This is a genomic window from Rhodococcus sp. 06-462-5 (assembly GCF_002258315.1).
Classification (GTDB): domain Bacteria; phylum Actinomycetota; class Actinomycetes; order Mycobacteriales; family Mycobacteriaceae; genus Rhodococcoides.
On the sequence record NZ_NOYD01000038.1, the window covers coordinates 220,467 to 246,730 of the forward strand.

Below are 26,264 nucleotides of genomic sequence, written 5' to 3' on the forward strand. Positions count from 1 at the left end.
ATCGTCCCGCATGATGAGATCAGTACGCCTCGGTGGCCGACGCTGCCGGGTAAGTTGAGCCAATGTTCTCCAAAGTTTTGGTTGCCAACCGCGGTGAAATCGCTATTCGCGCCTTCCGCGCCTCCTACGAACTCGGGGCCTCGACCGTTGCCGTGTTCCCGTTCGAGGACCGGAACTCGGTGCACCGGACGAAGGCCGACGAGGCGTATCAGATCGGGGAGAAGGGCCATCCCGTTCGCGCCTATCTCTCGGTCGACGAGATCGTCGCCGCTGCCAAGCGCAGCGGTGCGGACGCGGTATACCCCGGGTACGGATTCCTTTCCGAGAACCCGGATCTGGCCGCAGCGTGCGCCGAGGCAGGCATCACCTTCGTCGGCCCGTCCGCCGATGTGCTCGAACTGACCGGCAACAAGGCCCGCGCGATCGCGGCAGCCAAGGCGGCAGGACTTCCGGTGCTGGCGTCGTCGGAACCGTCGTCCGATGTGGACGCGCTCGTCGCCGAGTCCGAGTCGATGACGTTCCCGCTGTTCGTCAAGGCCGTCGCCGGCGGTGGCGGTCGCGGTATGCGCCGAGTGGCCGAGCCCGAGCAGCTGCGTGAATCCATCGAAGCTGCTGCGCGCGAGGCGGAGTCGGCCTTCGGTGATCCGACCGTGTTCCTCGAGCAAGCTGTGATCGATCCCCGGCACATCGAGGTTCAGATTCTCGCCGACGGCCAGGGCAACGTGGTGCACCTGTTCGAGCGAGACTGCAGCGTGCAGCGTCGGCATCAGAAGGTCATCGAGCTCGCTCCGGCTCCGAATCTGCCCGAGGGGTTGCGGGAGAAGATCTGCGCCGACGCCGTGGCGTTCGCGAAGCAGATCGGCTATTCGTGTGCCGGTACCGTCGAGTTCCTGCTCGACACCCGTGGCAATCACGTGTTCATCGAGATGAATCCGCGAATCCAGGTGGAGCACACCGTCACCGAAGAGGTGACCGATGTGGATCTGGTGCAGTCCCAGCTGCGGATCGCCTCGGGGGAGACGCTCGCGGATCTGGGTCTGCAGCAGGAGAACATCGTGCTGCGCGGTGCGGCCCTGCAGTGCCGCATCACCACCGAGGATCCGGCGAACGGATTCCGGCCGGACGTCGGACGCATCACCGCCTACCGCACGCCGGGCGGTGCCGGCGTACGCCTCGACGGCGGAACCACGCTGGGTGCCGAGGTCGGTGCCTACTTCGACTCCATGCTCGTCAAGCTCACCTGCCGCGGCCGTGACTTCGACACCGCCGTGGCTCGTGCCCGACGAGCGTTGGCGGAGTTCAGGATTCGCGGTGTCGCCACGAACATCCCGTTCCTGCAAGCGGTTCTGGTCGATCCCGACTTCACCGCGGGCCGCGTCACCACCTCGTTCATCGAGGAGCGCCCCGAACTGCTCACCTCGCGATCCTCGGGCGACCGCGGCACGAAGATTCTCGCCTACCTGGCCGATGTGACGGTCAACAAGCCGCACGGCGAACGTCCGTCCCCGGTGTACCCGCACGACAAGCTCCCCGCGGTGGACTTCGCAGCTCCGATTCCCGATGGTTCGAGGCAGCGTCTGCTCGCGCTCGGACCCGAAGGCTTCGCCCGCGATCTGCGCAACCAGAAAGCGCTCGGCGTCACCGACACCACGTTCCGCGACGCGCATCAGTCGTTGCTGGCGACGCGCGTGAGGACGAGCGGACTGCTCGGAGTCGCTCCGTACGTAGCGCGCACGACGCCGCAGCTGCTCTCCATCGAGGCGTGGGGCGGCGCCACCTACGACGTGGCACTGCGATTCCTGCACGAGGATCCATGGGAGCGATTGGCCAGCCTGCGAGAGGCCGTGCCCAACATCGCCATTCAGATGTTGTTGCGCGGCAGGAACACCGTCGGCTACACCCCGTACCCGGAGAAGGTGACCCGCAGCTTCGTCGCCGAGGCCACCGACACCGGCATCGACATCTTCCGTATCTTCGACGCGCTCAACAATGTCGATCAGATGCGTCCGGCGATCGATGCCGTGCGCGAGACCGGCACGGCGCTCGCCGAGGTGGCACTGAGCTACACGGGAGATCTGTCGAACCCGAACGAGAACCTCTACACCCTCGACTACTACCTGAAGTTGGCCGAGCAGATAGTCGACGCAGGCGCGCACGTGCTCGCCATCAAGGACATGGCAGGACTGCTCCGTGCACCCGCAGCCAAGACGCTGGTGACGGCACTGCGCTCGAACTTCGATCTGCCCGTGCACGTACACACCCACGACACACCCGGTGGACAGCTCGCGACGTACCTCGCGGCCTGGGAGGCCGGGGCGGACGCGGTCGACGGTGCCAGCGCGGCGATGGCAGGTACCACCAGCCAGCCTGCGTTGTCGGCGATCGTCGCGGCTGCCGCGCACACCGAGCGCGACACCGGTCTGAATCTGCAGGCCGTCTGCGACCTGGAGCCGTACTGGGAAGCCGTACGAAAGGTGTACGCGCCGTTCGAGTCCGGGCTGCCGGCACCGACGGGCCGCGTCTACACCCACGAGATCCCCGGCGGACAGCTCTCGAACCTACGGCAGCAGGCCATTTCGCTCGGGCTCGGTGATCGGTTCGAGACCGTCGAGGCCAATTACGCTGCTGCGGACCGCATGTTGGGCCGTTTGACCAAGGTGACGCCGAGCTCGAAGGTCGTCGGCGACCTGGCTCTGGCGCTGGTCGGTGCAGGCGCGTCCGCCGAGGAATTCGCCGAGAATCCCGGCCGCTACGACATCCCCGATTCGGTGATCGGATTCCTGCGCGGCGATCTGGGCACGCCCGCGGGCGGATGGCCCGAACCGTTGCGGACGAAGTTGCTGGAGGGTCGCGGCGAGGGCAAGCCGGTGACACCGCTCACCGAGGAGGACGAGAAGAACCTCGACGGCACCTCGGCTCAGCGCCGCGAGACTCTCAACCGTCTGCTGTTCCCCGGTCCCACAGCCGAACTCGCTGCTCACCGCGAGAAGTACGGCGATACGACTCGGCTGTCGGCCAATCAGTTCTTCTACGGCCTGCGGCAGGGCGAGGAGCATCGGGTGGCACTGGAGAAGGGCGTCGAACTGTTGATCGGGCTCGAGGCCATCTCCGACCCCGACGAACGTGGCATGCGCACCGTGATGTGCATTCTCAACGGACAGTTGCGGCCGGTGTCGGTGCGCGACCGATCCATCTCGAGCGAGGCCCCCACGGTCGAGAAGGCGGATCGATCGAATTCCGGTCACATCCCGGCACCGTTCGCCGGTGTGGTGACGCTCTCCGTCGAAGAGGGACAGAAGATCTCGGCCGGAGACACCGTCGCCACGATCGAGGCGATGAAGATGGAGGCCGCGATCACCGCTCCTCGCGGCGGCACCGTGACTCGGTTGGCGATCTCGGGTGTGCAGCAGGTGGAGGGCGGCGATCTGCTCGTCGTCATCGGTGGGGGGTCGACGGGCGAAGAGGCCGGCAGCGAATGACGCGGATCGTGGCGGGTGTCGCGGGCGGTCGGCGATTGTCGGTCCCCGGCCAGGGCACCCGGCCCACCTCCGAGCGAGTTCGCGAAGCGCTGTTCAGCTCGCTGGAGAGTCGGATGGAACTCGGTGGTGCCGCGGTGCTGGATCTGTTCGCGGGATCGGGAGCACTGGGGCTGGAGGCGCTCTCGCGTGGAGCGTCGTCGGCGGTGCTGGTCGAATCCGATGCCCGAGCGGCGGCGGTGGTGCGAAAGAACATCGAGTCGGTGGGGTTGCCCGGTGCCTCGGTCCGGTGCGCTCCGGTGGCCTCCGTGCTGGCCGGGGCTGCGGATGCGGCGTACGACCTGGTGTTGGCCGACCCGCCGTACGCCGTCACCGACACTGCTGTTGCCGGTCTGTTGGACAGACTCGTCACCGGGGGATGGCTCACCCCCGATGCGATCGTCGTCCTCGAGCGGTCGTCGCGTTCGCCGGAGACCCGATGGCCGACCGGACTGGTCCCGGAGAAGTCGAAGAAGTACGGCGAGAGTCGGATCGAGATCGCGTCACGAGTAACGAGCGAGCCCGGGATCGGCTGATAGGTTCGCGGACATGACTGGCGCACTCTGCCCTGGATCCTTCGACCCGGTGACCAACGGTCACCTCGACATCTTCGAGCGGGCCGCCGCCGCCTTCGACGAGGTGGTGGTGACGGTGATGGTGAACAAGAGCAAGAAGGGCATGTTCAGCATCGACGAGCGGATCGAGATGCTCGAGGTCGCCACGGAGCATCTGCCCAACGTCAGGATTGGTTCGTGGTACGGACTGTTGGTCGATTACGCTCGGCAAGAAGGCTTTTCGGCGATCGTCAAAGGTCTGCGCAGTGCCAACGACTTCGATTACGAATTGCAAATGGCGCAGATGAACAGAACGTTGACCGGTGTGGACACGCTGTTTCTCCCGGCGAATCCCGCGCACAGCTTTCTGTCGAGTTCGTTGATCAAGGAGGTCGCGACCTTCGGGGGCGACGTCACCGGCATGCTGCCGCCCTTCGTTCAGGACCGCCTGCTGACCCGTATCGCCGAGCGGACGGCAGAGTAGTTCGAGGAGCGACACACCGAGCCGGTATAGCGCAGACGCACGCGTCGGCGGGCAGACTGAACAGCGCAGCACTGCGAGTGAAGACCGCGCAGTGGCAGATTCGACGATTGGGGTAACCGGTGTACCGCGTATTCGAGGCGCTCGACGAGCTCGTCGCCATTGTCGAGGAGGCGCGCGGCGTTCCGATGACTGCCGGGTGCGTCGTCCCTCGCGGCGATGTCCTGGAACTGCTCGACGACGTCCGTGACGCCATCCCCGGCGAGCTGGACGACGCTCAGGACGTACTGGATCATCGCGACAAGCTCGTCGGCGATGCCAGGGCCACTGCGGAGAAGACGGTCGGTACCGCCAATGCCGAGGCCCAGGACACGGTCGAGAACGCCCGGGATTCGGCCGATCGCATTCTCGCCGACGCGAAAGCTCAGGCGGATCGCATGGTGTCCGAGGCGTCGGCGCACGCCGACCAGCTCGTGGCCGATGCCGAGGCGGAGGCCGAGCGAACCGTGCTCGAAGGCCAGCGCGAGTACGAGGCTCTGACCGTTCGGGCCCGCACCGAGGCCGATCGGATGATCGAGTCCGGAACGGCGTCGTACGAACGGTCGGTCGCGGACGGTACAGCCGAGCAGAACCGTCTCGTGTCGGAAACCGAGGTCGTTCAGGCGGCCCACGCCGAGTCGGCTCGGGTGATCGACAGCGCTCACGCCGAATCCGATCGGATGCGCAGCGAATGTGACGTCTACGTCGACACCAAGCTTGCAGAGTTCGAGGAGTTCCTCAGCGGCACGATTCGTTCGGTCGGCCGTGGGCGTCAGCAGCTGCGAACCGGTTCGGGTGTGCCGGAATACGGTAGCGAGCCGTACGGTGAATCCCCGTACGGGAGCCCGGAGCAGGGACGTCGCAGCCGCCACTGAACGGCAGCGATTTGCCCTCGTATGCGCGTATGCGTATCGTTGTGGGGTTGCTTACCGACAGTAGGCATTCCGACAGTAAGGAAGAACAGCCGTGCCCCCGCCCAAGAGAACGACCCGTCCGGAATTGGACGACGGATTCGTTCTGGACATTCTCAACCTCGGTCGTCGACCAGGGTCGACGAAGGCCGTCGAGCGGACGGTTCCGGCTCCTTCCCGAATCGGCCTCGATGCCATAGCCATCGAAGCCGGTGTTCCGGTCTCGCTCGATCTGCAGTTGCAGGCGGTCTCGGAGGGCGTTCTCGTCACCGGCTCCGTACGAGCAGCCACGGCCGGGGAGTGCACACGCTGCCTCGACCCGGTCGCTGGCAACGTCGACGTCTACTTGACCGAGTTGTTCGCTTACCCGAACAGCATCACCGAGGAGACCACCGATGCGGACGAGATTCACCGCATCGTCGACGACCTGATAGATCTCGAACCCGTCATTGTCGACGCGGTCGGTCTGGAGCTTCCACTCCATCCCGTTTGCAGCGACGAGTGCGAGGGATTGTGCCCAGAATGCGGCGTTCGCCTGGCGATTGCTGAATCCGGCCACAGTCACGATACAATTGATCCTCGCTGGGCTGGTCTTGCAGCCAAATTTGGCGTGGATCCAGAACCGAGCACAGAACTTGTGAACAACGAAGCCGAGGAGAAGTAAGTGGCTGTCCCGAAGCGCAAAATGTCGCGTTCCAACACGAGGTCGCGTCGTGCACAGTGGAAAACCACTGCGCCCACCCTCGTGACGTGCCCCAACCGCGGTTGCGGCGAGAAGACTCTGCCCCACATCGCGTGCCCCTCGTGTGGCACCTACAAGGGCCGCCAGGTCGTCGCAGCGGTCTGATTTCCGCTTACGTGACAAACGAAGTAGTGGACCGGCACAACAGCGGTTCGCAGAAGAATAGCTCCACTGCCGCCAGCGGCGGGGACGACCGAGAGTCGCTCCTCGCCGCTATCGGTGTCTCCGTGGCCGAACCGCTGCTGACGTTGGCTCTGACGCACCGGTCGTTCGCGTACGAACACGGTGGGCTGCCCACCAACGAGCGTCTCGAGTTCCTGGGCGATTCCGTCCTCGGTCTTGCGGTGACCGAGCACCTCTATGCGGTGCACCCCACCAAGTCCGAGGGCCAGCTGGCCAAGATCAGGGCGAGCGTGGTGAACATGCATGCCTTGGCGGAGGTCGCACGCGGTCTCGGTGACGGCGGCCTGGGTCGCCACCTGCTGTTGGGCAAAGGCGAGGAACAGACCGGTGGACGCGACAAGCCGAGCATCCTTGCCGACGGCATGGAGTCGCTACTGGGTGCAATCCACCTCCAGCACGGCATCGACGTTGCGCGCACCGTTGTTCTGACGCTGTTCGCAGGCCTTCTCGATCGAGCTCCCAAGCTCGGTGCAGGGCTGGACTGGAAGACGAGCCTGCAGGAACTGACCGCCGAACGTGCACTCGGCGTTCCCGCATACGAGATCTCGTCCACCGGGCCCGATCACGACAAGGAATTCACCGCGACCGTGTTGGTCGGCGGGTTCCCGCGCGGCGTCGGTATCGGTCGGTCGAAGAAAGAAGCCGAACAGAAGGCTGCCAGTCTGGCGTGGAACACGCTGTCGAACAACGACACTGCCATTCCTGCCGAGTCGGCAACCGACGAATCCTGATGCCGGAACTGCCCGAGGTCGAGGTCGTCCGGCTCGGTCTGGAATCTCATGTCGTCGGCAGGACGATGCGGTCGGTGGAAGTGCTGCACCCCCGCGCCGTGCGGCGTCACGATCTCGGTGGCCTCGATCTGATCGGCCAGCTACGCGGTCAGCGTGTTTCCTCGGCTCGGCGGCGCGGTAAGTACCTGTGGCTGGTGATGGAACCAGGCGAATTCGCCACCGTCGTACACCTGGGTATGAGCGGACAGATGCTGGTGCAACCGCCGTCGGCCCCGGACGAGAAGCACCTGCGGATCCGGGCCCGACTCGACGACGGCACCGATCTGCGCTTCGTCGATCAACGCACGTTCGGCGGCTGGGCGCTCGCCCCGATCGTCACCGTGGACGGCACCGAGGTACCCGAACCGGTCGCACACATCGCCCGCGACCCGATCGATCCACTGTTCGACGCCGAATCGGTGGTGAACGTCTTGCGCGGCAAGCACACCGAGATCAAGCGTGCACTGCTCGATCAGACGGTGCTCTCGGGCGTGGGCAACATCTACGCCGACGAGGCGCTGTGGCGCGCGAAGATCCACGGCAATCGAATCGCGGAGACTCTGACGCGGCCGGCGCTGCGGCGCCTTCTCACCGCCGTGCACGCGGTGATGGGCGAGGCACTGGCGCAGGGCGGAACTTCGTTCGACGCGCTGTACGTGAACGTCAACGGACAATCCGGCTACTTCGATCGCTCCCTCGACGCCTACGGTCAGGAGGGCCTGCCCTGCTCGCGATGCGGAGCCCCGATCAGACGCGAGAAGTTCATGAACCGCAGCTCGTTCAGCTGCCCCACCTGCCAGCCGCGACCCCGACACATGCGCGGCTGACAGCGCCAGGTCATTCCGCGGGTTCAACTCCTGAACAGCCCGCCTAGTATTTCCGTCATGGCAGAACAGAGCACGCCGACCAACCTCTGGGTCGAGCGCACAGGCACCCGTCGCTACACCGGCCGCAGCTCCCGAGGAGCCGAAGTACTCATCGGGTCGGAGTCGGTGGAGGGCGTCTTCACCCCCGGCGAGCTGCTGAAAATCGCACTGGCCGCCTGCACCGGCATGAGCTCGGACCTACCCCTCTCACGTCGACTGGGTGACGACTACTCCGCCACCGTCGAGGTGTCCGGGGCCGCCGATCGCGAGAACGAGCGGTATCCGGAATTGAACGAGATTCTCCGAGTCGATCTCAGCGCGATGGATCCCGAAGCGCAGGAGCGTCTGCTCACGGTCGTCGAGCGCGCCATCGACAAGGTGTGCACCGTCGGGCGGACCCTGAAGGCCGGTACGACAATCAACCTGGACATCGACGTGGACGCCTGATGAAAGCCAGGGCAGCCGTCGTCGTCACGGGCCTGCTCCTCGGCGCGGCGACCGCCCTGGCTCCCACGGCGGACGCGTCGAGCAGCTGCACTCCGTGGTCGGTGAGCACGGTGGCGTCGGGATTCGGGATGCTCGAGAATCTCGAGTTCGACGGACGTGGTTCGATGATCGTGTCCGAGACCTCTCCCATCGGGCCAGGCGCGCTGCGTACCGTGGCACCCAACGGTGACCGGGGCACACTCGTAGCCGACGTCGAGTCGCCGGGAGGACTGGTTCGGGACGGAGACACTCTGTTCTTCACGACCGGAAACAGTGCTGCCGCAGGGCTTCTCGATACCCGAACCGGCACCGTCGACACGATCGATCTCGGCACCGGGGTTCGGTCGACGTACGCGTCCGGCCTGGCGATGCCCAACGGGCTGGAGCGATCGGAGACCGGTGATCTGTTCACCACCCGCAATCTGGGCAGCCTCCCGGGCCTGACGCGCGTTGCGGTCGACGGTTCGGTGTCGACGGTGCGTACCGACCTGGGATCGGCCAATGGCATCGGCATCGGCAACGGAAAGATCTACGTGGCCAACACGTTCGATCTCGAGACGACGCTCACCGTGCTCGACGAGGAGAATCCGTCCGGACCGTCCACGCGCATTCGCATCGACGGTGTCGGACCGCTGGCGATGTCGGACGACCTGACCGTCGGCGACGACGGAACGGTCTATCTCGCACAGAATCTCGCCGGCAGAGTGGTCCGTATCGACCCGGAATCCGGCGCGTCGTGCGTGATAGCCACCGCTGTTCCGCTGACGTCGTCGGTCGCCTTCGGCGGGACCGGATTCGACGAGACAGCCTTGTACGCCACCAGTTTCGACGGAACCGTCCGAAAGTTGGCTCGCTCGTGAACGACGAACGGTTGACGGCGTGGGTGCACGGGCTCGTTCAGGGCGTCGGGTTTCGGTGGTGGACTCGCTCGCGCGCACTCGAACTCGGACTCGTCGGTCACGCGACCAATCACGCGGACGGACGAGTTCTGGTGATAGCGGAGGGCCCGCGTGAGCGTCTCGAGGCGCTTCTCGCCCTGCTTCGAGGCGATCGGACCCCGGGCACGGTCACCCTCGTCGTGGAGAGTTGGGACACCGCCCGCGGAGATCTGACGGGCTTCGTCGAACGCTGACCGTCCGTTGCGGGAGGCTCGGCGCACTTTCGGGCAGCGTGCCGGTAAAGTACGGACGCTATGTATCTCAAGAGTCTGACGCTGAAGGGCTTCAAGTCCTTTGCTTCGGCGACGACTCTTCGTTTCGAGCCCGGAATCACCTGTGTCGTCGGCCCCAACGGCTCCGGCAAATCCAATGTCGTCGATGCCCTGACCTGGGTGATGGGCGAGCAGGGCGCCAAGGCTCTGCGCGGCGGCAAGATGGAAGATGTCATCTTCGCTGGTACGTCGGGTCGAGCCCCGCTCGGCCGCGCCGAGGTCACTTTGACCATCGACAACTCCGACGGCGCACTGCCGATCGACTACTCCGAGGTCTCGATCACCCGGCGTATGTTCCGCGACGGCGCAGGCGAGTACGAGATCAACGGCAGTTCGTGCCGGCTGATGGACGTCCAGGAACTGCTCAGCGACTCCGGTATCGGCCGCGAGATGCACGTGATCGTGGGGCAGGGCCGGCTGGCGGCGATCCTCGAGTCGCGACCCGAGGATCGTCGAGCCTTCATCGAGGAAGCAGCGGGGGTGCTCAAGCATCGCAAGCGCAAGGAAAAGGCCGTCCGCAAGCTCGATGCGATGCAGGCCAACCTGGCGCGGTTGACCGACCTCACGACCGAATTGCGTCGCCAACTCAAGCCTCTCGGTAGGCAGGCCGAGGTTGCGCGTCGCGCACAGACCGTCCAGGCCGACCTGCGCGACGCCCGGTTGCGACTGGTGGCCGACGACCTGGTGGCCAGGCGCGAGGAGTTCGCGAACCAGACCCAGGACGAGGAAGCGGCGCGCGAGCAGTACGCGATGGTGCAGGACGCCCTCGAAGCCGGCTCGGTGGCACTCGGCGAACACGAGCAGGCCGTAGCTCGGCTGACTCCGAGTGCCGAGGCGGCCGGGCAGACGTGGTTTCGTCTGTCGGCCCTGGCCGAACGCGTGAACGCGACGGTTCGCATCGCGCACGAACGAGCTCGACATCTCGACGCCGTGCAATCCACAGGTCGGGGACAAGACCCGGACGAGCTCGAAGCGCAGGCCGAGCGGGTCGCCGAGGAAGAGATGGAACTCGTCGAAGCCGTGGAGATGGCCCGCGAAACCCTCGAGGCCGCACGAGAGCAGCTGGCCGAGCGCGAGGCTGCGGCGTCGGCCGCCGAGCGTGCCCACCTCGCCGCAGTGCGCGCGGTGGCCGACCGCCGCGAAGGGTTCGCGCGCTTGTCCGGCCGCGTCGACACCTTCCGAACCAAGGTCGAGTCGATCGACGCCGAGGTGGCGCGCTTGTCGGTGGCCATCGACGAGGCCCGAGAGCGGGGCGAATCTGCTCAGCGTGAGTTCGAGAGTGTGCAGGATCAGATCGGCACCCTCGATGCGAGTGAACTGAGCCTCGACACCCACTACGAACGAGCGGTCGCCGCGCTGCGACATGCCGACGCTCGAGTGACCGAACTGCAGGCCGAAGAACGCATCGCGGGCAAGAAGGTGGCGTCGTTCGAGGCGAGGATCGAAGCGCTCACGATGGGTCTCGAACGCAAGGACGGTGCCGGGTGGCTGGTGGAGAACCAGCAGGACGGTCTGTCGGGACTGCTCGCGGGCCATCTCACGGTCGTGCCGGGATACGAGATCGCGGTGGCAGTGGCCATGGGTCCGGCCGCCGATGCCGCACACGCCGAATCGTTCGATGCTGCGCGTGATGCCGTGCTGGCGCTGCGTGCCGCCGACGGTGGCCGCGCGGCCATCGTGCACGGCAATGTCGTTGCAGCGCAATCCGTTCCACGTCCCGAACTCCCGAGTGGCGCTCGATGGGTGCTGGACCTGATCGAGTATCCGGACCGATTGGCCGGGGCCATGACGGCCCTGCTCGACGGTGTGGTCGCCGTCGACTCGCTCGACGCTGCCCACCGTCTGGTCTCCGATTCCGGTGAACTGCGTGCAGTGACCAAGGACGGCGACGTCGTCGAAGCCGGTTGGGTCACCGGCGGCTCGGACCGTCGCCCGAGCACCCTCGAGGTGCAGTCGGCCATCGACACGTCGACGGTGGAGTTGGCGGCGGCAGTGCGCCGCGCGGAGGAGCTCGACGCGGCGTTGGCAGGCGCGTTGGAAGAACAACGGGATCGGCGCGAATCGGCCGAGCAAGCGCTCGCAGCGCTCAACGAATCCGACGCCGCGATGGCCGCGGTGTACGAGCAGTTGGGCCGATTGGGGCAACTGGCGCGTTCGGCTCATGCGGAGTCGGCGCGACTGACGACGCAGCGTAGCTCCGCCGAGGCCAGTCGAGAGGAAGCGATTGCGCGGCTTGCCGAGCTCGAGGAAAACCTGCGAACGGCCGAGGACGAGCAATCCGGTTTCGCGGGCGACGGTGAGAGCGGTGACGCTGCGACCACCATGGAACGGGAGATGGCGGCAGCGGCGTTGACCGAAGTGCGCGCAGTGGAGGTCGAAGCGCGGCTGAACGTGAGGACCGCCGAAGAGCGCGCACAGTCCCTGCGAGGCCGGGCAGATTCGCTTCGACGGGCGGCGCGAGCAGAGCGTGAGGCCAGGGCGCGAGCCGAGCGGGAGAGCGCAGCGCGTCGGCATGCGGCCGCAATCGCGGCGGCAGTCGGAGAATCGGGCGAAGAAGTCGCCGCGCGGTTGGCCACGGTTGTGGCGGCCGCTGCACGTAGACGCGACGAGCTTTCTGCCGAACGAGCAACGCGCACAATCGAACTCGACAAGGTCAAAGAGCAGGTTCGAGCCCTGCAGGGTCAGCTGGCGTCGATCACCGACGCCGTGCACCGGGACGAAGTGGCCCGTGCACAGGCAGCGCTGCGGATCGAACAACTCGAGACGACGATTCTCGAGCAGCACGGCATCGGCCTCGACGATCTGGTGGCCGAGTACGGGCCCGATGTGGCGCTGCCGCCCACCGAACTCGAGATGGCCGAGTACGAGGCGGCCAAGGAGCGGGGTGAGCAGGTGGTGGCACCGGCCCCGATGCCGTTCGACCGCGCCACTCAGGAGCAGCGCGCCAAACGCGCCGAGCGTGACCTCGCCACACTCGGCAAGGTGAACCCGCTCGCCCTCGAAGAGTTCGCGGCCCTCGAGGAGCGCTACAACTTCCTGTCGACCCAGCTCGAAGACGTCAAATCCGCGCGCAAGGATCTGCTCGGCGTGGTCGCCGACGTCGACGAACGGATCCTGCAGGTCTTCACCGAGGCCTGGCTCGACGTCGAGCGAGAATTCACCGGGGTGTTCGCCAAGCTCTTCCCCGGCGGTGAAGGACGACTGATCCTGACCGACCCGTCGGACATGCTCACCACCGGAATCGAGGTCGAGGCACGCCCGCCCGGCAAGAAGGTCAAGCGGCTCTCGCTGCTCTCCGGAGGCGAGAAATCGCTGACCGCGGTGGCCATGCTGGTGGCCATCTTCCGCGCCCGACCGTCACCGTTCTACGTCATGGACGAGGTCGAGGCCGCACTGGACGACACCAATCTGCGTCGACTGATCGGACTGTTCGAGCAGCTCCGCGAGAAGTCGCAGCTGATCGTGATCACGCACCAGAAGCCGACGATGGAAGTGGCCGACGCGCTGTACGGCGTCAGCATGCGCGGCGACGGCATCACCACGGTCATCTCGCAGCGGCTGAACCGAGAACGCGTCGCGGTGGACGCGACCGAGCCGGACGCAACCGAGTCGGAGGCGGCACCTGTCGCCGAACCCGACACCGCCTCCTGAGTTCGTCCTTACGGAGCTACTGCTTCGGGTAGAGCTGCTCGGCGTAGGACGGTCCGTAGTATTCCCGCAGTTCCTCCACCGTCTCGGGAGCCTGCGGAATCAGCGCCTTCGTCAGCGTGGCGACATCGGGGAGAGCGTCGGCGTCCCACGTCTCGGGCTGCCACAGCTTGGATCGCATGAATGCCTTCGCGCAGTGATGGAACACCTCCTCGATGTCGACGACCAGGCACATGATCGGGCGATGACCCTTGACCCGGAGCTCGTCGAAGAACGGGGCCTCGGTGACCAGAGATGCTCGACCGTTGATGCGGAGGGTGTCGCCGCGGCCGGGGACGAAGAAGTTCAGCCCGACGAACGGGTTCTCGAGGATGTTGCGATAGCCGTCCATCCGGCGGTTGCCCGGCCGCTCGGCGAGAGCGATCGTGGCGTCGTCGAGGACGTGCACCAGACTGCCGGCCGGATCGCCCTTGGGCGAGACGTCGCATCGCCCGCTCGCGTCGGAGGTCCCGAGGAGGCAGAACGGTGAGGCAGCAAGCCACTGCACGTCCAGAGGGTGCAGGGTGCATCGGTCCTTGTTGGCGGCTCGGAAGCTCGGCTCTCCGAACATCTCGGTCAGTTCGGCGGCGTCGCGCACCGTGGTCCACTCCATGACCGTGAATGCTATCGACACGGGCTACCGGGCGGGAAGCGCATTTTCACAGTCGATGCACCACCGGTGACGATCGGCCGCGATCGCCTGAGAGGATGTTCGTTGTGAGTAACCAAGCGTGGATCATCGTCGCGGCGATCGCTGCCGTCCTGCTCGTCGTCCTCGTCGTCGGGTTGGTGCTTTCCCGTCGCCGGAGAGTGTCCCTCAAGTCGGACGAGGCAGCGCGAATCGAGGACGCGGCCACCAAGGACAGATCCGGTGGCTACACCGCGGGCAGCGGTTTCTCGTTCAGTCAGGGAACGGCGACAGCCGAGCCCGTGATCCCCAAGGCCCCCAAGCCGGCCGAGCCGATCGCTGATGTCCCCGTCGAGTCCACCCCGGTCGAGCCGCCGCCGGTGGTTCCCACGGCCGAACCGGTCGAAACGGAGTCGGTCTGGACCGAGCCGGAAGTGCTCGAACCCGAGGCCCCGGCCACCGATGTCACCGTCGCCGAGCCTGTTGCGCCCGAGCCCCCGGTAGCCGACACAGTCGCTCCTGCGCCTCGCCGCTTGGACACCATCGACCCCACCGAGGGACGGCTCGACCGTCTCCGTGGCCGGCTCGCACGATCTCAGTCCGCGGTGGGCAAGAGCCTGCTGGGCCTGCTCGGCGGCGGTGACCTGGACGAGGATTCGTGGGAAGAGGTCGAGGACACTCTGCTGATCGCCGATATCGGTTCGGCGACCACCGCGGAGATCATGCGGACGCTGCGTGAGCAGATGGCGGCCCGCAGTATTCGCACCGAGGCCGACGCCCGGGCCCTGCTGCGCGAGATTCTCGTGGCGCAGCTGCACCCCGAGTTCGACCGGTCGATTCGTGCACTGCCACACGACGGCGCGCCCGCCGTGTTGTTGGTGGTGGGAGTCAACGGCACCGGCAAGACCACGACCACGGGCAAACTGGCTCGCGTGCTGGTCGCGGACGGGCGGCGGGTGTTGCTCGGTGCCGCCGACACGTTCCGCGCTGCTGCGGCCGATCAGCTGCAGACCTGGGCCGAGCGAGTGGGTGCCGAGGTGGTTCGCGGCAAGGAGGCAGCGGATCCCGCCGCTGTCGCCTTCGACGCGGTGAGCAAGGGGATCGAGAACGGCGTCGACGTGGTTCTGATCGACACCGCGGGACGATTGCACACCAAATCGGGTCTGATGGACGAACTGAGCAAGGTCAAGCGTGTCATCGAGAAGCGGGCCCACGTCGACGACGTTCTGCTCGTTCTCGACGCAACCGTGGGCCAGAACGGTCTGACACAGGCCCGTGTCTTCGCCGAGATCGTGAACATCACGGGAGTCGTGCTGACCAAGCTCGACGGAACCGCGAAGGGTGGCATCGTATTTCAGGTGCAGCGTGAACTCGGAGTGCCCGTCAAGCTCGTCGGTCTCGGCGAAGGCGCCGACGATCTGGCACCGTTCGAGCCCGGGGCTTTCGTCGACGCTCTGCTGGGCTGATGGCGATTCTCGGGTAGTTCGTAAACCGGGGCAAAAGCAAAACGCCAGCACGAAACCTTTTTGCAACAGAATTCGGTCATGCGTTCACATGTCCGAAACACGCGAGTGTCACGGATGAAACCTCGTGAAACCACTCTTCTTGCGTAACGGCGCGCCAACCGGTGTGCAGGAGAATGGAGGGTGTACGTGAGTCCCGAGGATATGTTGGCCAACTCCGGCAACGCCGCGTGGATGCTGATGGCAGCATCGCTGGTACTGCTGATGACGCCGGGCTTGGCGTTCTTCTACGGCGGTATGTCGCAGTCGAAGTCCGTGTTGAACATGATGATGATGTCGTTCGGAGCAATGGCCGTCGTCTCGATCATCTACTTCCTGTGGGGCTGGTCGATGTCCTACGGCACCCAGGACATCGGCGGCGTCTTCGCCAACCCGTTCGAGTTCTTCGGACTCAAGGATTCGATCACCGATGCGGACGGCAACTACATCGCCGGCGCATGGGGTTACGCCAACGTCATCGACGTGGCATTCCAGGTCACCTTCGCCATCATCACGGTGGCACTGATCAGCGGCTCGATCGCTGGCCGCGTCAAGTACGGCACCTGGCTCGCCTTCTCCGGCATCTGGGTCACCCTGGCCTACTTCCCGCTGGCCCACATGGTCTGGGGCGGCGGACTGCTCTCCGGATCCGAGAACGGCCTTGCGGCAATGATCTTCGGCACCACCGACGACGGTGAAGGTGGACTCGTCGCCAACGTCGCACCGATCGACTTCGCCGGTGGCACGGTGGTGCACATCAACGCCGGTATCGCGGGCCTGATTCTGGCGATCATCATCGGCAAGCGTGCCGGCTTCGGCAAGGTCGCGTACCGCCCGCACAACCTTCCGTTCGTCATGCTCGGCGCAGCTCTGCTGTGGTTCGGCTGGTTCGGGTTCAACGCCGGTTCCGCTTTCGCAGCAGACGGCATCGCCGGTGTGGCGTGGGTCAACACCACCGCAGCCACGGCAGCCGCAATCGTGGGCTGGCTCATCACCGAGCGCATTCGCGACGGACACGCCACCAGCCTCGGCGCTGCCTCGGGCATCGTTGCAGGTCTGGTCGCCATCACCCCGGCCGCGGGCGCACTCACGCCGGTCGGTGCCATGATCCTCGGCGTCATCGCCGGTGTGCTCTCCGCGCTGGCTGTCGGCCTGAAGTTCAAGTTCGGCTACGACGACTCGCTCGACGTCGTGGGCGTTCACCTGGTCGCAGGCCTGTGGGGAACGATCGGAATCGGCTTCCTCGCATCCGAGACCGGCCTGTTCTACGGCGGTGACTACAAGCAGCTCGTCGTGCAGATCGTCATCGCACTGTTCGCGCTGATCTTCACCGCCATCGTCACGGCGGTCATCGCGTTCGCGCTCAAGCCTCTCGGCTGGCGTGTGTCGGACGAGGAGGAGGCGAACGGCATCGACGAAGCCGAGCACGCCGAGACTGCATATGATTTCGCCTGACAAGGTAGAGATAGACGTGAACGCTGCACCGTACGACAACGGGCACTCGAGGTCTTGTGAAGGGAAGCAAAAATGAAGCTGATCACGGCAATCGTCAAACCGTTCACCCTGGAGGACGTCAAGACGGGGCTGGAGCAGGCCGGCGTACTCGGAATGACAGTCAGTGAAGTTCAGGGTTACGGCCGCCAGAAGGGCCACACCGAGGTGTACCGAGGTGCCGAGTACTCGGTCGACTTCGTTCCGAAGGTCCGTGTCGAGGTAGTCGTCGACGACGCCGCTGTGGAGAAGGTCGTCGAGGTCATCGTCGAGGCTGCACGCACCGGCAAGATCGGTGACGGCAAGGTCTGGGTTTCCCCGGTCGACTCGGTCATCCGAGTCCGCACCGGAGAACGTGGCGCTGATGCACTCTGACCCCAAAGGGTCTCGGGCCGTGGGCCCCGGTTCTGGCGCGAAAGCGTCAGGATCGGGGCCTTCGGTCTCCACGGGCTCCGCATCGAAGGGCACGAGCGATGCTGCAGCAGATCTCGCTCGGGCCAGAAAACAACTACTCGACGGCGGAACACGCAATCGTCGCCTCGATGCACCCTCGCTCCGGCAGGCTCTGGTCGATCTCCACGAGTTCTGGCTGACCACCAAAGGCGCCGAGCTCGGGATCAAACCGGACTCCGGCTTCGCGATCGTCGCCGTCGGCGGTCTCGCTCGTCGTGAACTGCTGCCGTATTCGGATCTGGACCTGATCCTGTTGCACGACGATCTCGAACCACGGATCGTCTCCGATGTCGCCGACAAGCTCTGGTACCCACTGTGGGACGCGCACATCAAGCTCGACCACAGCGTGCGAACGGTGCCGCAGGCCCTGCAGGTCGCGGCAGCCGACATGACGGCATCTCTCGGAATGCTCGAGGCGCGTCACATCGCAGGCGACGTCGAACTGAGCAATCTTCTCATCGGCGGCGTACGTCGCCAGTGGCGCAACGGTATTCGAGGGCGTTTCGACGAGTTGATCGAGCAGACCCGCGGACGCTGGTCGCGCAGCGGTGAGATCGCACACCGCGCCGAACCCGATCTCAAGAGCGGCCGTGGGGGACTGCGCGACGTCCAGTTGCTCGACGCCCTCTCCATCGCGCAATTGACCGACGGTATGCCCGGGCTCGGACCCGAATCGCCCGGTGGCGGTCTGGCGTTCGCACACGGACGCCTGTTGGACGTGCGTACCGAACTGCACCGCGTCGCCGGTCGAGCACGGGATCAACTGCGGGCACAGGACGCCGACGAGATCGGTGCCGCGCTGCGAATAGGTGACCGCTTCGATCTCGCTCGCGTACTGAGCGATTCGGCCCGCACCATCAGCTACTCGGTCGACGTCGGGCTGCGTACCGCCGGCAATTCGCTTCCGAGACGCGGCCTTTCGAGACTGCGTCGAGTCCCGGTCAGACGGCCGCTCGACGAGGGCGTCGTCGAACACGGCGGCGAGGTCGTTCTCGCGCGCGACGCTCGACCGAACAAGGATCCAGGCCTGATCATGCGCGTGGCCGCCGCCTCGGCGCAGACCGGCATGCCGATGTCCGCCTCGACCCTGAACCGCCTGTCCGACAGTGCGCCCGAGCTTCGCGAACCGTGGCCCAAGGAAGCCCTCAACGATCTGCTCGTGTTGCTCGGATCGGGTCGCAAAGCGATCGCGGCAATCGAAGCGCTCGACCGAACCGGACTGTGGGGCAGGCTCATTCCGGAGTGGGGCGCGGTACGCGATCTACCGCCACGAGATGCCGTGCACACGTGGACGGTCGATCGGCATCTGGTCGAAACCGCCGCCTACGCAAGCGCATTGACCACTCGAGTTGCGCGTCCGGACCTGTTGGTGCTCGGCGCGCTGATCCACGACATCGGCAAAGGGCGCGGCGGCGACCACAGCGTCGTCGGAGCCGATCTGGCCATCCAGATCGGCAACAGGCTCGGACTGTGGCCCTCCGACGTGGCACTGCTGACGGCAATGGTCAGATACCACCTGCTGCTGCCGGAAACCGCCACCAGACGCGACCTCGACGACCCCGCAACCGTGCAGACCGTCGTCGACGCACTCGGTGCCGACACCATTCTGCTCGAGCTGCTTCACGCACTGGCAGAGGCGGATTCGCTCGCCACCGGGCCCGGGGTGTGGGGTGACTGGAAGGCTTCGCTCATCCGCGAGCTCGTGCGTCGCTGCAGATTGGTGATGGCCGGGGAGAGTCTGCCCTCCCCGGATCCACTCGACCCGGCGCATATCGAACTCGCCGCGCGGGGAGGCGTCCACGTCGACATCGCGCCGACCGACGGGCTGCACACCTTCGTCGTCACCGTCATTGCCCCCGACACACCCGGGCTGCTCTCCGACGCCGCGGGGGTCCTCGCACTCCATTCGCTGCGCGTGCTCTCGGCCTCCCTCGGAAGTCACGAGGGGTCGGCGATCAACTCGTTCGACGTCGCGCCGCTCTTCGGGTCCCCGCCGCAGGCCGGTCTGCTGCGGCAGGAAATCATCCGCGCCCAGGCAGGCGAACTCGACCTCGTGGCCGTGCTCGACGCCAAGGAGCGTGACGCCAGAGCCGAAACCGTCGAGGACGACTCGGAGGATTCGGCAGTCCCGGTTCTTTACGCCCAAGCTCCGCCTCGGGTGCTCTGGTTCGACGACAACGAACCAGGTCAGGTTGTGCTCGAACTACGAGCAGAGGACCGGCTCGGTCTGCTCTGCCGATTGGCCAGTGCAATCGAACAGCAGGGACTCGACATCCGGTGGGCACGCGTGTCGACCCTCGGCAGCTCGGTGGTCGACTCCTTCTGCATCGACCTGGCGGGAGCAGACAGCAGGGCGGTGCGCGAGGACCTCGAGCGAGCGATCCTCGCGGTCGTACCTGCCCCGGAACCGCCCAAGCCCCCGGAAAAGCCGGAAGGCACCTGACCGCGAGTCGGAATGCGACAGCAGACCGACTCGCGCTGGTGACTTCTCACGAACTTCCGGCCGATGGGACTGCCGCCGATGCCGATTTGTTACATTCGTCCCCAACGCAGAAACGACACTCTCCGCCGTTCCTGCAAGCTCCACACTGCTCGAACCACGTCGTTCCTGCAGGCTCCACACTGCTCGAACCACGTCGTTCCTGCAGGCTCCACACTGCTCGAACCACGTCGTTCCTGCAGGCTCCACTCCTGGTCATTCGAGAGGCACGAACTGTGGGATCCCACCGACGGTCGACCGTCCACATACCGACCGACATCGCAGCGCGTCCCACGCGCGGCAGGCACCGCGCCGTACCGGACAACTCCGACCTCGGTCGGCGGGCGGCGACCATCGTTGCCGCGACCGGAGCGATCGTCGTCGGCGCAACGTCGATGGGTGCCGGCACCGCTGCGGCCGCGCCGGTCCCGGAGGCACCCGCAGCCGGACTCCCGTTCGCCGTACCGGAGGGCCTGCTGCCCGCAGGATTCGAACTGCCCCAGTTCGAGCTCCCGCAGTTCCTACCCCCACAGTTCGCACCCCCGCCTGCGCCGTCACAGCCCGCACCGCCCGAGGCCGCGCCTGCCGAAGCGGCGCCTGCTGCAGAAACCGCACCGGCACCGACCTCCGACCCACTGGCCGCATTCGGAGTCACCGATCCCGGTGCCGCCGCCCAGCAATGGCTCGACGACGTCGGCCTGGGGCAGTTGGGTACGGAGTCTCCACTGGAGAGCCTGCGCTCGCTGAAGAAGGGCACAGTGCAGCCCGTGGCAGGAGTGTTGACGTCCAACTTCGGCTCGCGATGGGGCACCCAGCACAGCGGCCTCGACATCGCGGCACCCATCGGAACGCCCATCTACGCCGCTGCCGATGGCACCGTGTCCGACGCAGGACCGGCATCCGGCTTCGGTCTCTGGGTCAAGGTGCGGCACGACGACGGCACCGAGACGGTCTACGGACACGTCAACGACTTCTCCGTTCATCCCGGCCAGCGCGTGTCGGCCGGTGAGCAGATCGCCACCGTCGGTAACCGTGGCCAGTCGACAGGCCCACACCTGCACTTCGAGGTGCACGATCCCTCCGGCGTCAAGGTCGACCCCGCGCAGTGGCTCGCGACCCGGGGTGTGGCAGTGACGTGGAACGATTCCGCGCGCAACGCCTGACCGGTCGGCATCGACCCGTTCGACACGACAGTCGAACGCCCCAGCGACGGCGCGGCGTGCTGCCGCTAGTCTGGTGACCGTGCCGGATTCGGCTCGTTTTCGGTGATCGGCTAGCTCAGGAGTGCAATCGGTGTTCGAATCCCTTTCCGACAGGTTGACCGGGACTCTCAAGGACCTGCGTGGCAAAGGTCGACTGTCCGGCGCGGATATCGACGCCACGGCCCGTGAGATCCGTCTGGCCCTGCTCGAAGCGGACGTGGCACTGCCCGTCGTACGTGAGTTCATCAATCGCATCAAGGTCCGGGCCAAGGGTGCCGAGGTTTCGGGCGCGCTCAACCCGGCCCAGCAGGTAGTCAAGATCGTCAACGAGGAACTGGTCGGCATCCTCGGCGGCGAGACTCGCAGGCTCGTCTTCGCCAAGAACCCGCCCACGGTGATCATGCTCGCCGGTCTGCAGGGTTCGGGTAAGACGACGTTGGCGGGCAAGCTCGCGAAATGGCTCAAGGGTCAGGGCCATACCCCACTGCTCGTCGCGTGTGACCTCCAGCGTCCCGGTGCCGTGAGCCAGTTGCAGATCGTGGGCGAGCGCGCCGGTGCCGCCGTCTTCGCGCCGCACCCGGGCACGTCCATCGGCGGCGGCGACAATGCACTCGGAGTCTCGGCAGCGGATCCCGTCGAGGTTGCCCGTGCCGGTATCGCCGAGGCCCGCAGCAAGCAGTACGACGTGGTCATCGTCGACACCGCAGGCCGCCTCGGCATCGACAGCGAGCTGATGAGTCAGGCCGCGGGAATTCGCGACGCGGTCGAGCCGGACGAGACATTGTTCGTTCTCGATGCGATGGTCGGTCAGGACGCCGTCAGCACGGCCGAGGCGTTCCGTGACGGCGTCGGCTTCACCGGTGTCGTTCTCACCAAGCTCGACGGTGATGCTCGCGGCGGCGCTGCGCTCAGTGTCCGCGAGGTCACCGGCCAGCCGATCATGTTCGCGTCGACCGGTGAGAAGCTCGAGGACTTCGACGTCTTCCACCCCGATCGCATGGCCAGCCGCATCCTCGGCATGGGCGACGTGCTGAGCCTCATCGAGCAGGCCGAGCAGCACTTCGATGCCGAGCAGGCCGAGGCGACGGCCAACAAGATCGGCTCGGGGCAACTCACACTCGACGACTTCCTCGAGCAGATGATGGCCGTCCGCAAGATGGGTCCGATCGGAAACCTGCTGGGCATGTTGCCCGGTGCCGGCCAGATGAAAGAACTCGCCAACGTCGACGAGAAGCAACTCGATCGCGTTCAGGCGATCATCCGGGGCATGACGCCGCAGGAACGTACCGACCCGAAGATCATCAACGCGTCCCGACGGTTGCGTATCGCGAACGGTTCGGGCGTGAAGGTCTCCGACGTCAATCAGCTGGTCGACCGGTTCTTCGAGGCTCGAAAGATGATGTCGGCCATGGCCGGTCGGATGGGCATGCCGGGCGCACGCAAGCAGGTGCGGAACAACAAGAAGGGCAAGAAAGGCAAGAAGGGCGCTCGCGGTCCGACGCAGCCGAAGATCCGCGGTGGTTTCCCCGGCATGCCGGGCGGAATGCCCGCGGGCATGCCCGACCTGTCGTCCATGCCCAAGGGCCTCGACCAGTTGCCGCCAGGACTCGAGGGCATCGATCTCTCGCAGCTTAAACTGCCCAAGAAGTAAGCGCGCGCACGTGTCGGCGATGCGGGTGCGGGGCCGCGGACTGCCGGACGGGACGGAGATCGACCTCTGGATCGAGGGCGGCGTTCTGTCGACCGAGCCCGTTGCGGATGCGGAATTCGTCCACGACGGCGGTTGGATCGTGCCCGGTCTGGTCGACGCCCACTGCCATGTCGGAATCGAATACGGCGGGGGACACACCGATCTGATCGGGTCGTTCCGTCAGGCCGAGACCGAGCGTGGCGTTGGCGCTCTGCTACTGCGAGACGCCGGGTCACCGGTCGACACGCGCGCGCTGGACGAGTACGAGTATCTTCCTCGCATCATCCGAGCGGGCCGCCACATCGCATCACCCAAGCGATACATCCCGGGTCTGGCGATCGACATCGAGGACGAATCGCAACTGCCCGAGGCGGTGGCTCAGCAGGCGCGATTCGGCGACGGCTGGGTCAAGCTCGTCGGCGACTGGATCGACCGTTCGGTGGGAGATCTCAGACCGCTGTGGAACGACTCGATCCTCGTCGACGCCATCGCCGCTGCCCACGCCGAGGGCGCGCGGGTGACTGCCCACGTGTTCGGCGAGGATGCCCTGCCCGGACTGATCGCGGCGGGAATCGACTGCATCGAACACGGCACCGGCCTGACCGACGAGACCATCGAGATGATGGTCGATCACGGCACCGCGCTGGTGCCGACGCTGATCAACATCGAGACGTTCCCCGGTATCGCCGATTCCGCCACCCGGTATCCGGTCTACGCCCGGCACATGCGGGCGCTGCACGAACGCGTCGCCGATACGGTCGGACGAGCTCACGACGCAGGGATTCCCATCTACGCGGGTACCGACGCCGGTGGTTCGATCGCGCACGGCCGAATCGCCGACGAGGTCGCCGCACTCGCTGCCGTCGGACTGTCGCCGACCGACGCACTCGGTGCTGCCTGTTGGGACGCCCGGTCGTGGCTGGGTCGGCAGGGGCTCGAGCACGGCGCGCCCGCAGATCTCGTCGTCTACTCCGACGATCCGCGAGGGGGCCCGGATGTGCTGTCCGATCCGGATCTGGTGATCCTGCGCGGACGCGTGACCGACCGGCGCGGCCGCACGACGAGTGGATCGGTGGGCCGAGGGTGACCGATCCGAGAAGCGATGCAGGACAGCCCGATCCGAACCGACCCAGCTGGGCCGGAATGGCACCGATGAATCACGTTCAGCAGCAGGGATCGGGGTTGTCCGAAACCTACTGGCGGGCCGAGCAGGCCGCGCTCGAACGCAGAAGCGGTCAACGGTGGGGAATACCGGCCGCGGCGTTGGTGCTGGGGCTCAACCTGGCGGGATTTCTAGTACTCGGGCTCGTCGTGACGTCGGATGCCTCGGCCGTCTTCGTGGTGGGCATCATGATTCCGAGCCTGCTCGCTGCGGGACTGGCAGTGGCGATCTCGATGACTCGGGGCAACGGCCCCGTCGTCGACTTCGGCCTCCCCAGGTCCACCCCCGAATTCCTCGGTCATCTTCGATCCGGGTTGGCGTGGGGTGGCGTCGCGGTGGTCGGTGGCCTCCTGCTGGCGCTGATTCTGTTGTCCGGGATCGAGTTGGACGACCAGACGCCGCTCGGCGACGTCACAGACATGACCGTCGGCTGGAAAATCGCGCTGGCCGTGTGGATCTGGCTCGGTGCGCCGATCTGCGAGGAAACGATGTTCCGCGGCATGCTGTGGGGAGCACTCGAGAAGCGCACCCGCCCGATGCCCCTGGCCTGGTTGGGCAATCGTTGGGTCGTCCTGGCGATCACCGCGGTGTTGTTCGCGATCTGGCACCGGGAGTGGTGGCGCTTCGTGGTGCTGCTGTGGGGAGGTTTCGCGATCGGCATCGCACGAATGCGCTCCGGTTCGATCGTCGCGTCGACCACGGCGCACTCGGTGAACAACACCCTCCCTGCCCTGGTGGTTCTGCTCGCGTGACAGGAGTGCTTCTGCAGGCCCGATTCACCGATCGTGCCGCCCGTCTGGCACAATGAACAGCTGTTCGCCCGTCTTCCGGTTACGTACCGCGCGGCGGTCACAACAACCCTCAACGCAAAACCGGGCTCGCATGCCGTGCGAACCGCTGAATTGCGCCGTGACCAACTTTCGAAAGGCTCCACCAGAACATGGCTGTCAAGATCAAGCTCATGCGTATCGGCAAGATCCGCACCCCGCACTACCGCGTCGTCATCTCCGATGCCCGCACCCGTCGTAACGGCCGTGCGATCGAGACCATCGGCACGTACGAGCCCAAGCAGGACCCCAGCATCATCGAGATCAACTCCGAGCGGGCTCAGTACTGGTTGGGCGTCGGCGCACAGCCGACCGAGCCTGTCGAGGCACTGCTCAAGATCACCGGTGACTGGCAGAAGTTCAAGGGCCTCCCCGGCGCCGAGGGAACCCTCCGCGTTGCCGAGCCCAAGCCGTCCAAGCTCGACCTGTTCAACGCCGCGCTGGCGCAGGCCGATTCCGAGCCCCAGGGCGAGGCCACCACCGCCAAGAAGAAGAAGGCTCCGAAGGCCGACGACGCCGCTGCGGAGACCACCGACGCTGCAGCAACCGAGACGGCAGACGCGCCGGCCGCCGAGGCTGCTGAGAAGTGAGTGCCGTTGTCGCCGATGCCGTCGAACATCTCGTTCGCGGCATCGTCGCCAATCCCGATGACGTTCGCGTCGAGATGATCACCGGCCGTCGTGGCCGCACCGTGGAAGTCCACGTGCACCCCGACGATCTGGGCAAGGTAATCGGACGTGGCGGTCGTACGGCTACGGCGCTGCGCACGCTCGTCTCGGGAATCGGTGGCCGCGGCATCCGCGTCGACGTGGTCGACACGGACGCCTAGGTCACACATCCATCATGGAGCTGGTCATCGGCCGTGTCGCGAAGTCGCACGGCATCAAAGGCGAAGTCGTCGTCGAGGTTCGCACCGACAACCCCGACGACCGCTTCGCCGAAGGAACCGTTCTCTCGGGACGTAAGCCCCGATCGAACGCGGAACCGGCCTCGTACACAGTGGGTGCCGTCCGGGAACACTCCGGGCGGCTTCTGCTGCGTCTGAACGGTATCGACGACAAGACGGCCGCCGACCAACTACGCGGCATTCTGTTCGTCGTCGAATCCAACGACCTTCCGCCGTCCGACGACCCGGACGAGTACTACGACCACGAACTCGAAGGCCTCACGGTGAACCTGGCCGACGGCACCGTCGTGGGAACGGTCCGTGAAGTCCTCCACTCGGCAGCGGGGGAGCTGCTTTCCATCACGCCGAGCGCCGGTTTCGGCGAAGCTACCCGCGCCGAAATTCTCGTGCCGTTCGTCGCGGCCATCGTGACGTCGGTGTCGTTGGCCGACAAGACGATCGAGATCGATCCGCCCGAGGGTCTGCTGGATCCGGAGTAG

Annotated in this window: 24 protein-coding genes; 23 read left to right on the top strand and 1 reads right to left on the bottom strand. The window is 66.0% G+C overall.

Features of this window, described 5'->3' with window-relative positions; genetic code table 11:
* Window positions 1-62: 62 nt before the first annotated feature.
* From CH251_RS18280 to smc, 12 genes are all read left to right on the top strand, one after another.
* The gene (locus CH251_RS18280) at window positions 63-3,479 is read left to right on the top strand and encodes a pyruvate carboxylase (protein WP_094614364.1); all 3,417 of its coding nucleotides are present in this window, start codon (window positions 63-65) and stop codon (window positions 3,477-3,479) included.
* On the top strand, window positions 3,476-4,051 hold the full coding sequence (gene rsmD / locus CH251_RS18285; RefSeq protein WP_094614365.1) for a 16S rRNA (guanine(966)-N(2))-methyltransferase RsmD: 576 nt from the start codon (window positions 3,476-3,478) through the stop codon (window positions 4,049-4,051). The genes CH251_RS18280 and rsmD overlap by 4 nt, the downstream gene beginning before the upstream one ends.
* 13 nt (window positions 4,052-4,064) lie before the next feature.
* Window positions 4,065-4,553 carry a pantetheine-phosphate adenylyltransferase gene (gene coaD, locus CH251_RS18290; protein WP_094614366.1) on the top strand — a complete coding sequence of 163 codons (489 nt, stop codon included), beginning with the start codon at window positions 4,065-4,067 and terminating at the stop codon, window positions 4,551-4,553.
* 119 nt (window positions 4,554-4,672) lie between these two features.
* Window positions 4,673-5,464, top strand: coding sequence for a DivIVA domain-containing protein (locus CH251_RS18295; RefSeq protein ID WP_094614367.1), 792 nt, complete (start codon window positions 4,673-4,675; stop codon window positions 5,462-5,464).
* Between the two features lie 91 nt (window positions 5,465-5,555).
* On the top strand, window positions 5,556-6,164 hold the full coding sequence (locus tag CH251_RS18300) for a DUF177 domain-containing protein (protein WP_179273384.1): 609 nt from the start codon (window positions 5,556-5,558) through the stop codon (window positions 6,162-6,164).
* Window positions 6,165-6,347, top strand: a complete 183-nt coding sequence (rpmF, locus tag CH251_RS18305; RefSeq protein ID WP_032397784.1) for a 50S ribosomal protein L32 — start codon at window positions 6,165-6,167, stop codon at window positions 6,345-6,347.
* A 26-nt stretch (window positions 6,348-6,373) separates the two neighbouring features.
* Window positions 6,374-7,156 carry a ribonuclease III gene (gene rnc / locus CH251_RS18310; RefSeq protein ID WP_094614368.1) on the top strand — a complete coding sequence of 261 codons (783 nt, stop codon included), beginning with the start codon at window positions 6,374-6,376 and terminating at the stop codon, window positions 7,154-7,156.
* Window positions 7,156-8,022: a bifunctional DNA-formamidopyrimidine glycosylase/DNA-(apurinic or apyrimidinic site) lyase gene (gene mutM, locus CH251_RS18315; protein WP_094614369.1), complete on the top strand. Its 867-nt coding sequence runs from the start codon at window positions 7,156-7,158 to the stop codon at window positions 8,020-8,022. Before rnc ends, mutM begins: the two co-directional genes overlap by 1 nt.
* Before the next feature lie 57 nt (window positions 8,023-8,079).
* Complete coding sequence (locus CH251_RS18320; protein WP_094614370.1) at window positions 8,080-8,508, top strand: OsmC family protein; 429 nt, start codon at window positions 8,080-8,082, stop codon at window positions 8,506-8,508.
* The gene (locus CH251_RS18325; protein WP_256979155.1) at window positions 8,508-9,407 is read left to right on the top strand and encodes an SMP-30/gluconolactonase/LRE family protein; all 900 of its coding nucleotides are present in this window, start codon (window positions 8,508-8,510) and stop codon (window positions 9,405-9,407) included. The genes CH251_RS18320 and CH251_RS18325 overlap by 1 nt, the downstream gene beginning before the upstream one ends.
* A complete protein-coding gene (locus CH251_RS18330; RefSeq protein ID WP_094614371.1) occupies window positions 9,404-9,679 on the top strand; it encodes an acylphosphatase in 276 nt (91 codons plus the stop codon). The genes CH251_RS18325 and CH251_RS18330 overlap by 4 nt, the downstream gene beginning before the upstream one ends.
* A gap of 60 nt (window positions 9,680-9,739) precedes the next feature.
* The gene (gene smc / locus CH251_RS18335; RefSeq protein WP_094614372.1) at window positions 9,740-13,408 is read left to right on the top strand and encodes a chromosome segregation protein SMC; all 3,669 of its coding nucleotides are present in this window, start codon (window positions 9,740-9,742) and stop codon (window positions 13,406-13,408) included.
* A gap of 16 nt (window positions 13,409-13,424) precedes the next feature.
* On the opposite strand, the gene CH251_RS18340 is transcribed toward smc, so the two are convergent.
* On the bottom strand, window positions 13,425-14,057 hold the full coding sequence (locus CH251_RS18340) for an MSMEG_1061 family FMN-dependent PPOX-type flavoprotein (RefSeq protein ID WP_094614520.1): 633 nt from the start codon (window positions 14,055-14,057) through the stop codon (window positions 13,425-13,427).
* Window positions 14,058-14,161: 104 nt separating this feature from the next.
* Here CH251_RS18340 and ftsY point away from each other — a divergent pair, with 104 nt between their 5' ends.
* The 11 genes from ftsY (at window position 14,162) to rimM (ending at window position 26,264) form a co-directional block, all read left to right on the top strand.
* On the top strand, window positions 14,162-15,538 hold the full coding sequence (gene ftsY, locus CH251_RS18345) for a signal recognition particle-docking protein FtsY (RefSeq protein WP_094614521.1): 1,377 nt from the start codon (window positions 14,162-14,164) through the stop codon (window positions 15,536-15,538).
* 201 nt (window positions 15,539-15,739) lie between these two features.
* Window positions 15,740-17,029 carry an ammonium transporter gene (locus CH251_RS18350; protein WP_170946067.1) on the top strand — a complete coding sequence of 430 codons (1,290 nt, stop codon included), beginning with the start codon at window positions 15,740-15,742 and terminating at the stop codon, window positions 17,027-17,029.
* Between the two features lie 72 nt (window positions 17,030-17,101).
* On the top strand, window positions 17,102-17,440 hold the full coding sequence (locus CH251_RS18355; RefSeq protein ID WP_019664269.1) for a P-II family nitrogen regulator: 339 nt from the start codon (window positions 17,102-17,104) through the stop codon (window positions 17,438-17,440).
* Window positions 17,430-19,961, top strand: coding sequence for a [protein-PII] uridylyltransferase (locus CH251_RS18360; protein WP_094614522.1), 2,532 nt, complete (start codon window positions 17,430-17,432; stop codon window positions 19,959-19,961). The genes CH251_RS18355 and CH251_RS18360 overlap by 11 nt, the downstream gene beginning before the upstream one ends.
* A gap of 272 nt (window positions 19,962-20,233) precedes the next feature.
* Entirely contained in the window at window positions 20,234-21,160 is a 927-nt protein-coding gene (locus CH251_RS18365) for a M23 family metallopeptidase (RefSeq protein ID WP_094614373.1), read from the top strand.
* A gap of 130 nt (window positions 21,161-21,290) precedes the next feature.
* Entirely contained in the window at window positions 21,291-22,850 is a 1,560-nt protein-coding gene (gene ffh / locus CH251_RS18370; RefSeq protein WP_094614523.1) for a signal recognition particle protein, read from the top strand.
* Window positions 22,851-22,869: 19 nt separating this feature from the next.
* A complete protein-coding gene (locus CH251_RS18375) occupies window positions 22,870-23,976 on the top strand; it encodes an amidohydrolase family protein (protein WP_179273416.1) in 1,107 nt (368 codons plus the stop codon).
* Window positions 23,973-24,803 carry a type II CAAX endopeptidase family protein gene (locus tag CH251_RS18380; protein WP_179273382.1) on the top strand — a complete coding sequence of 277 codons (831 nt, stop codon included), beginning with the start codon at window positions 23,973-23,975 and terminating at the stop codon, window positions 24,801-24,803. The genes CH251_RS18375 and CH251_RS18380 overlap by 4 nt, the downstream gene beginning before the upstream one ends.
* Window positions 24,804-24,991: 188 nt before the next feature.
* The gene (gene rpsP / locus CH251_RS18385; protein ID WP_094614375.1) at window positions 24,992-25,468 is read left to right on the top strand and encodes a 30S ribosomal protein S16; all 477 of its coding nucleotides are present in this window, start codon (window positions 24,992-24,994) and stop codon (window positions 25,466-25,468) included.
* Window positions 25,465-25,707 carry an RNA-binding protein gene (locus tag CH251_RS18390; protein ID WP_094614376.1) on the top strand — a complete coding sequence of 81 codons (243 nt, stop codon included), beginning with the start codon at window positions 25,465-25,467 and terminating at the stop codon, window positions 25,705-25,707. The genes rpsP and CH251_RS18390 overlap by 4 nt, the downstream gene beginning before the upstream one ends.
* 14 nt (window positions 25,708-25,721) lie before the next feature.
* On the top strand, window positions 25,722-26,264 hold the full coding sequence (rimM, locus tag CH251_RS18395; RefSeq protein ID WP_094614377.1) for a ribosome maturation factor RimM: 543 nt from the start codon (window positions 25,722-25,724) through the stop codon (window positions 26,262-26,264).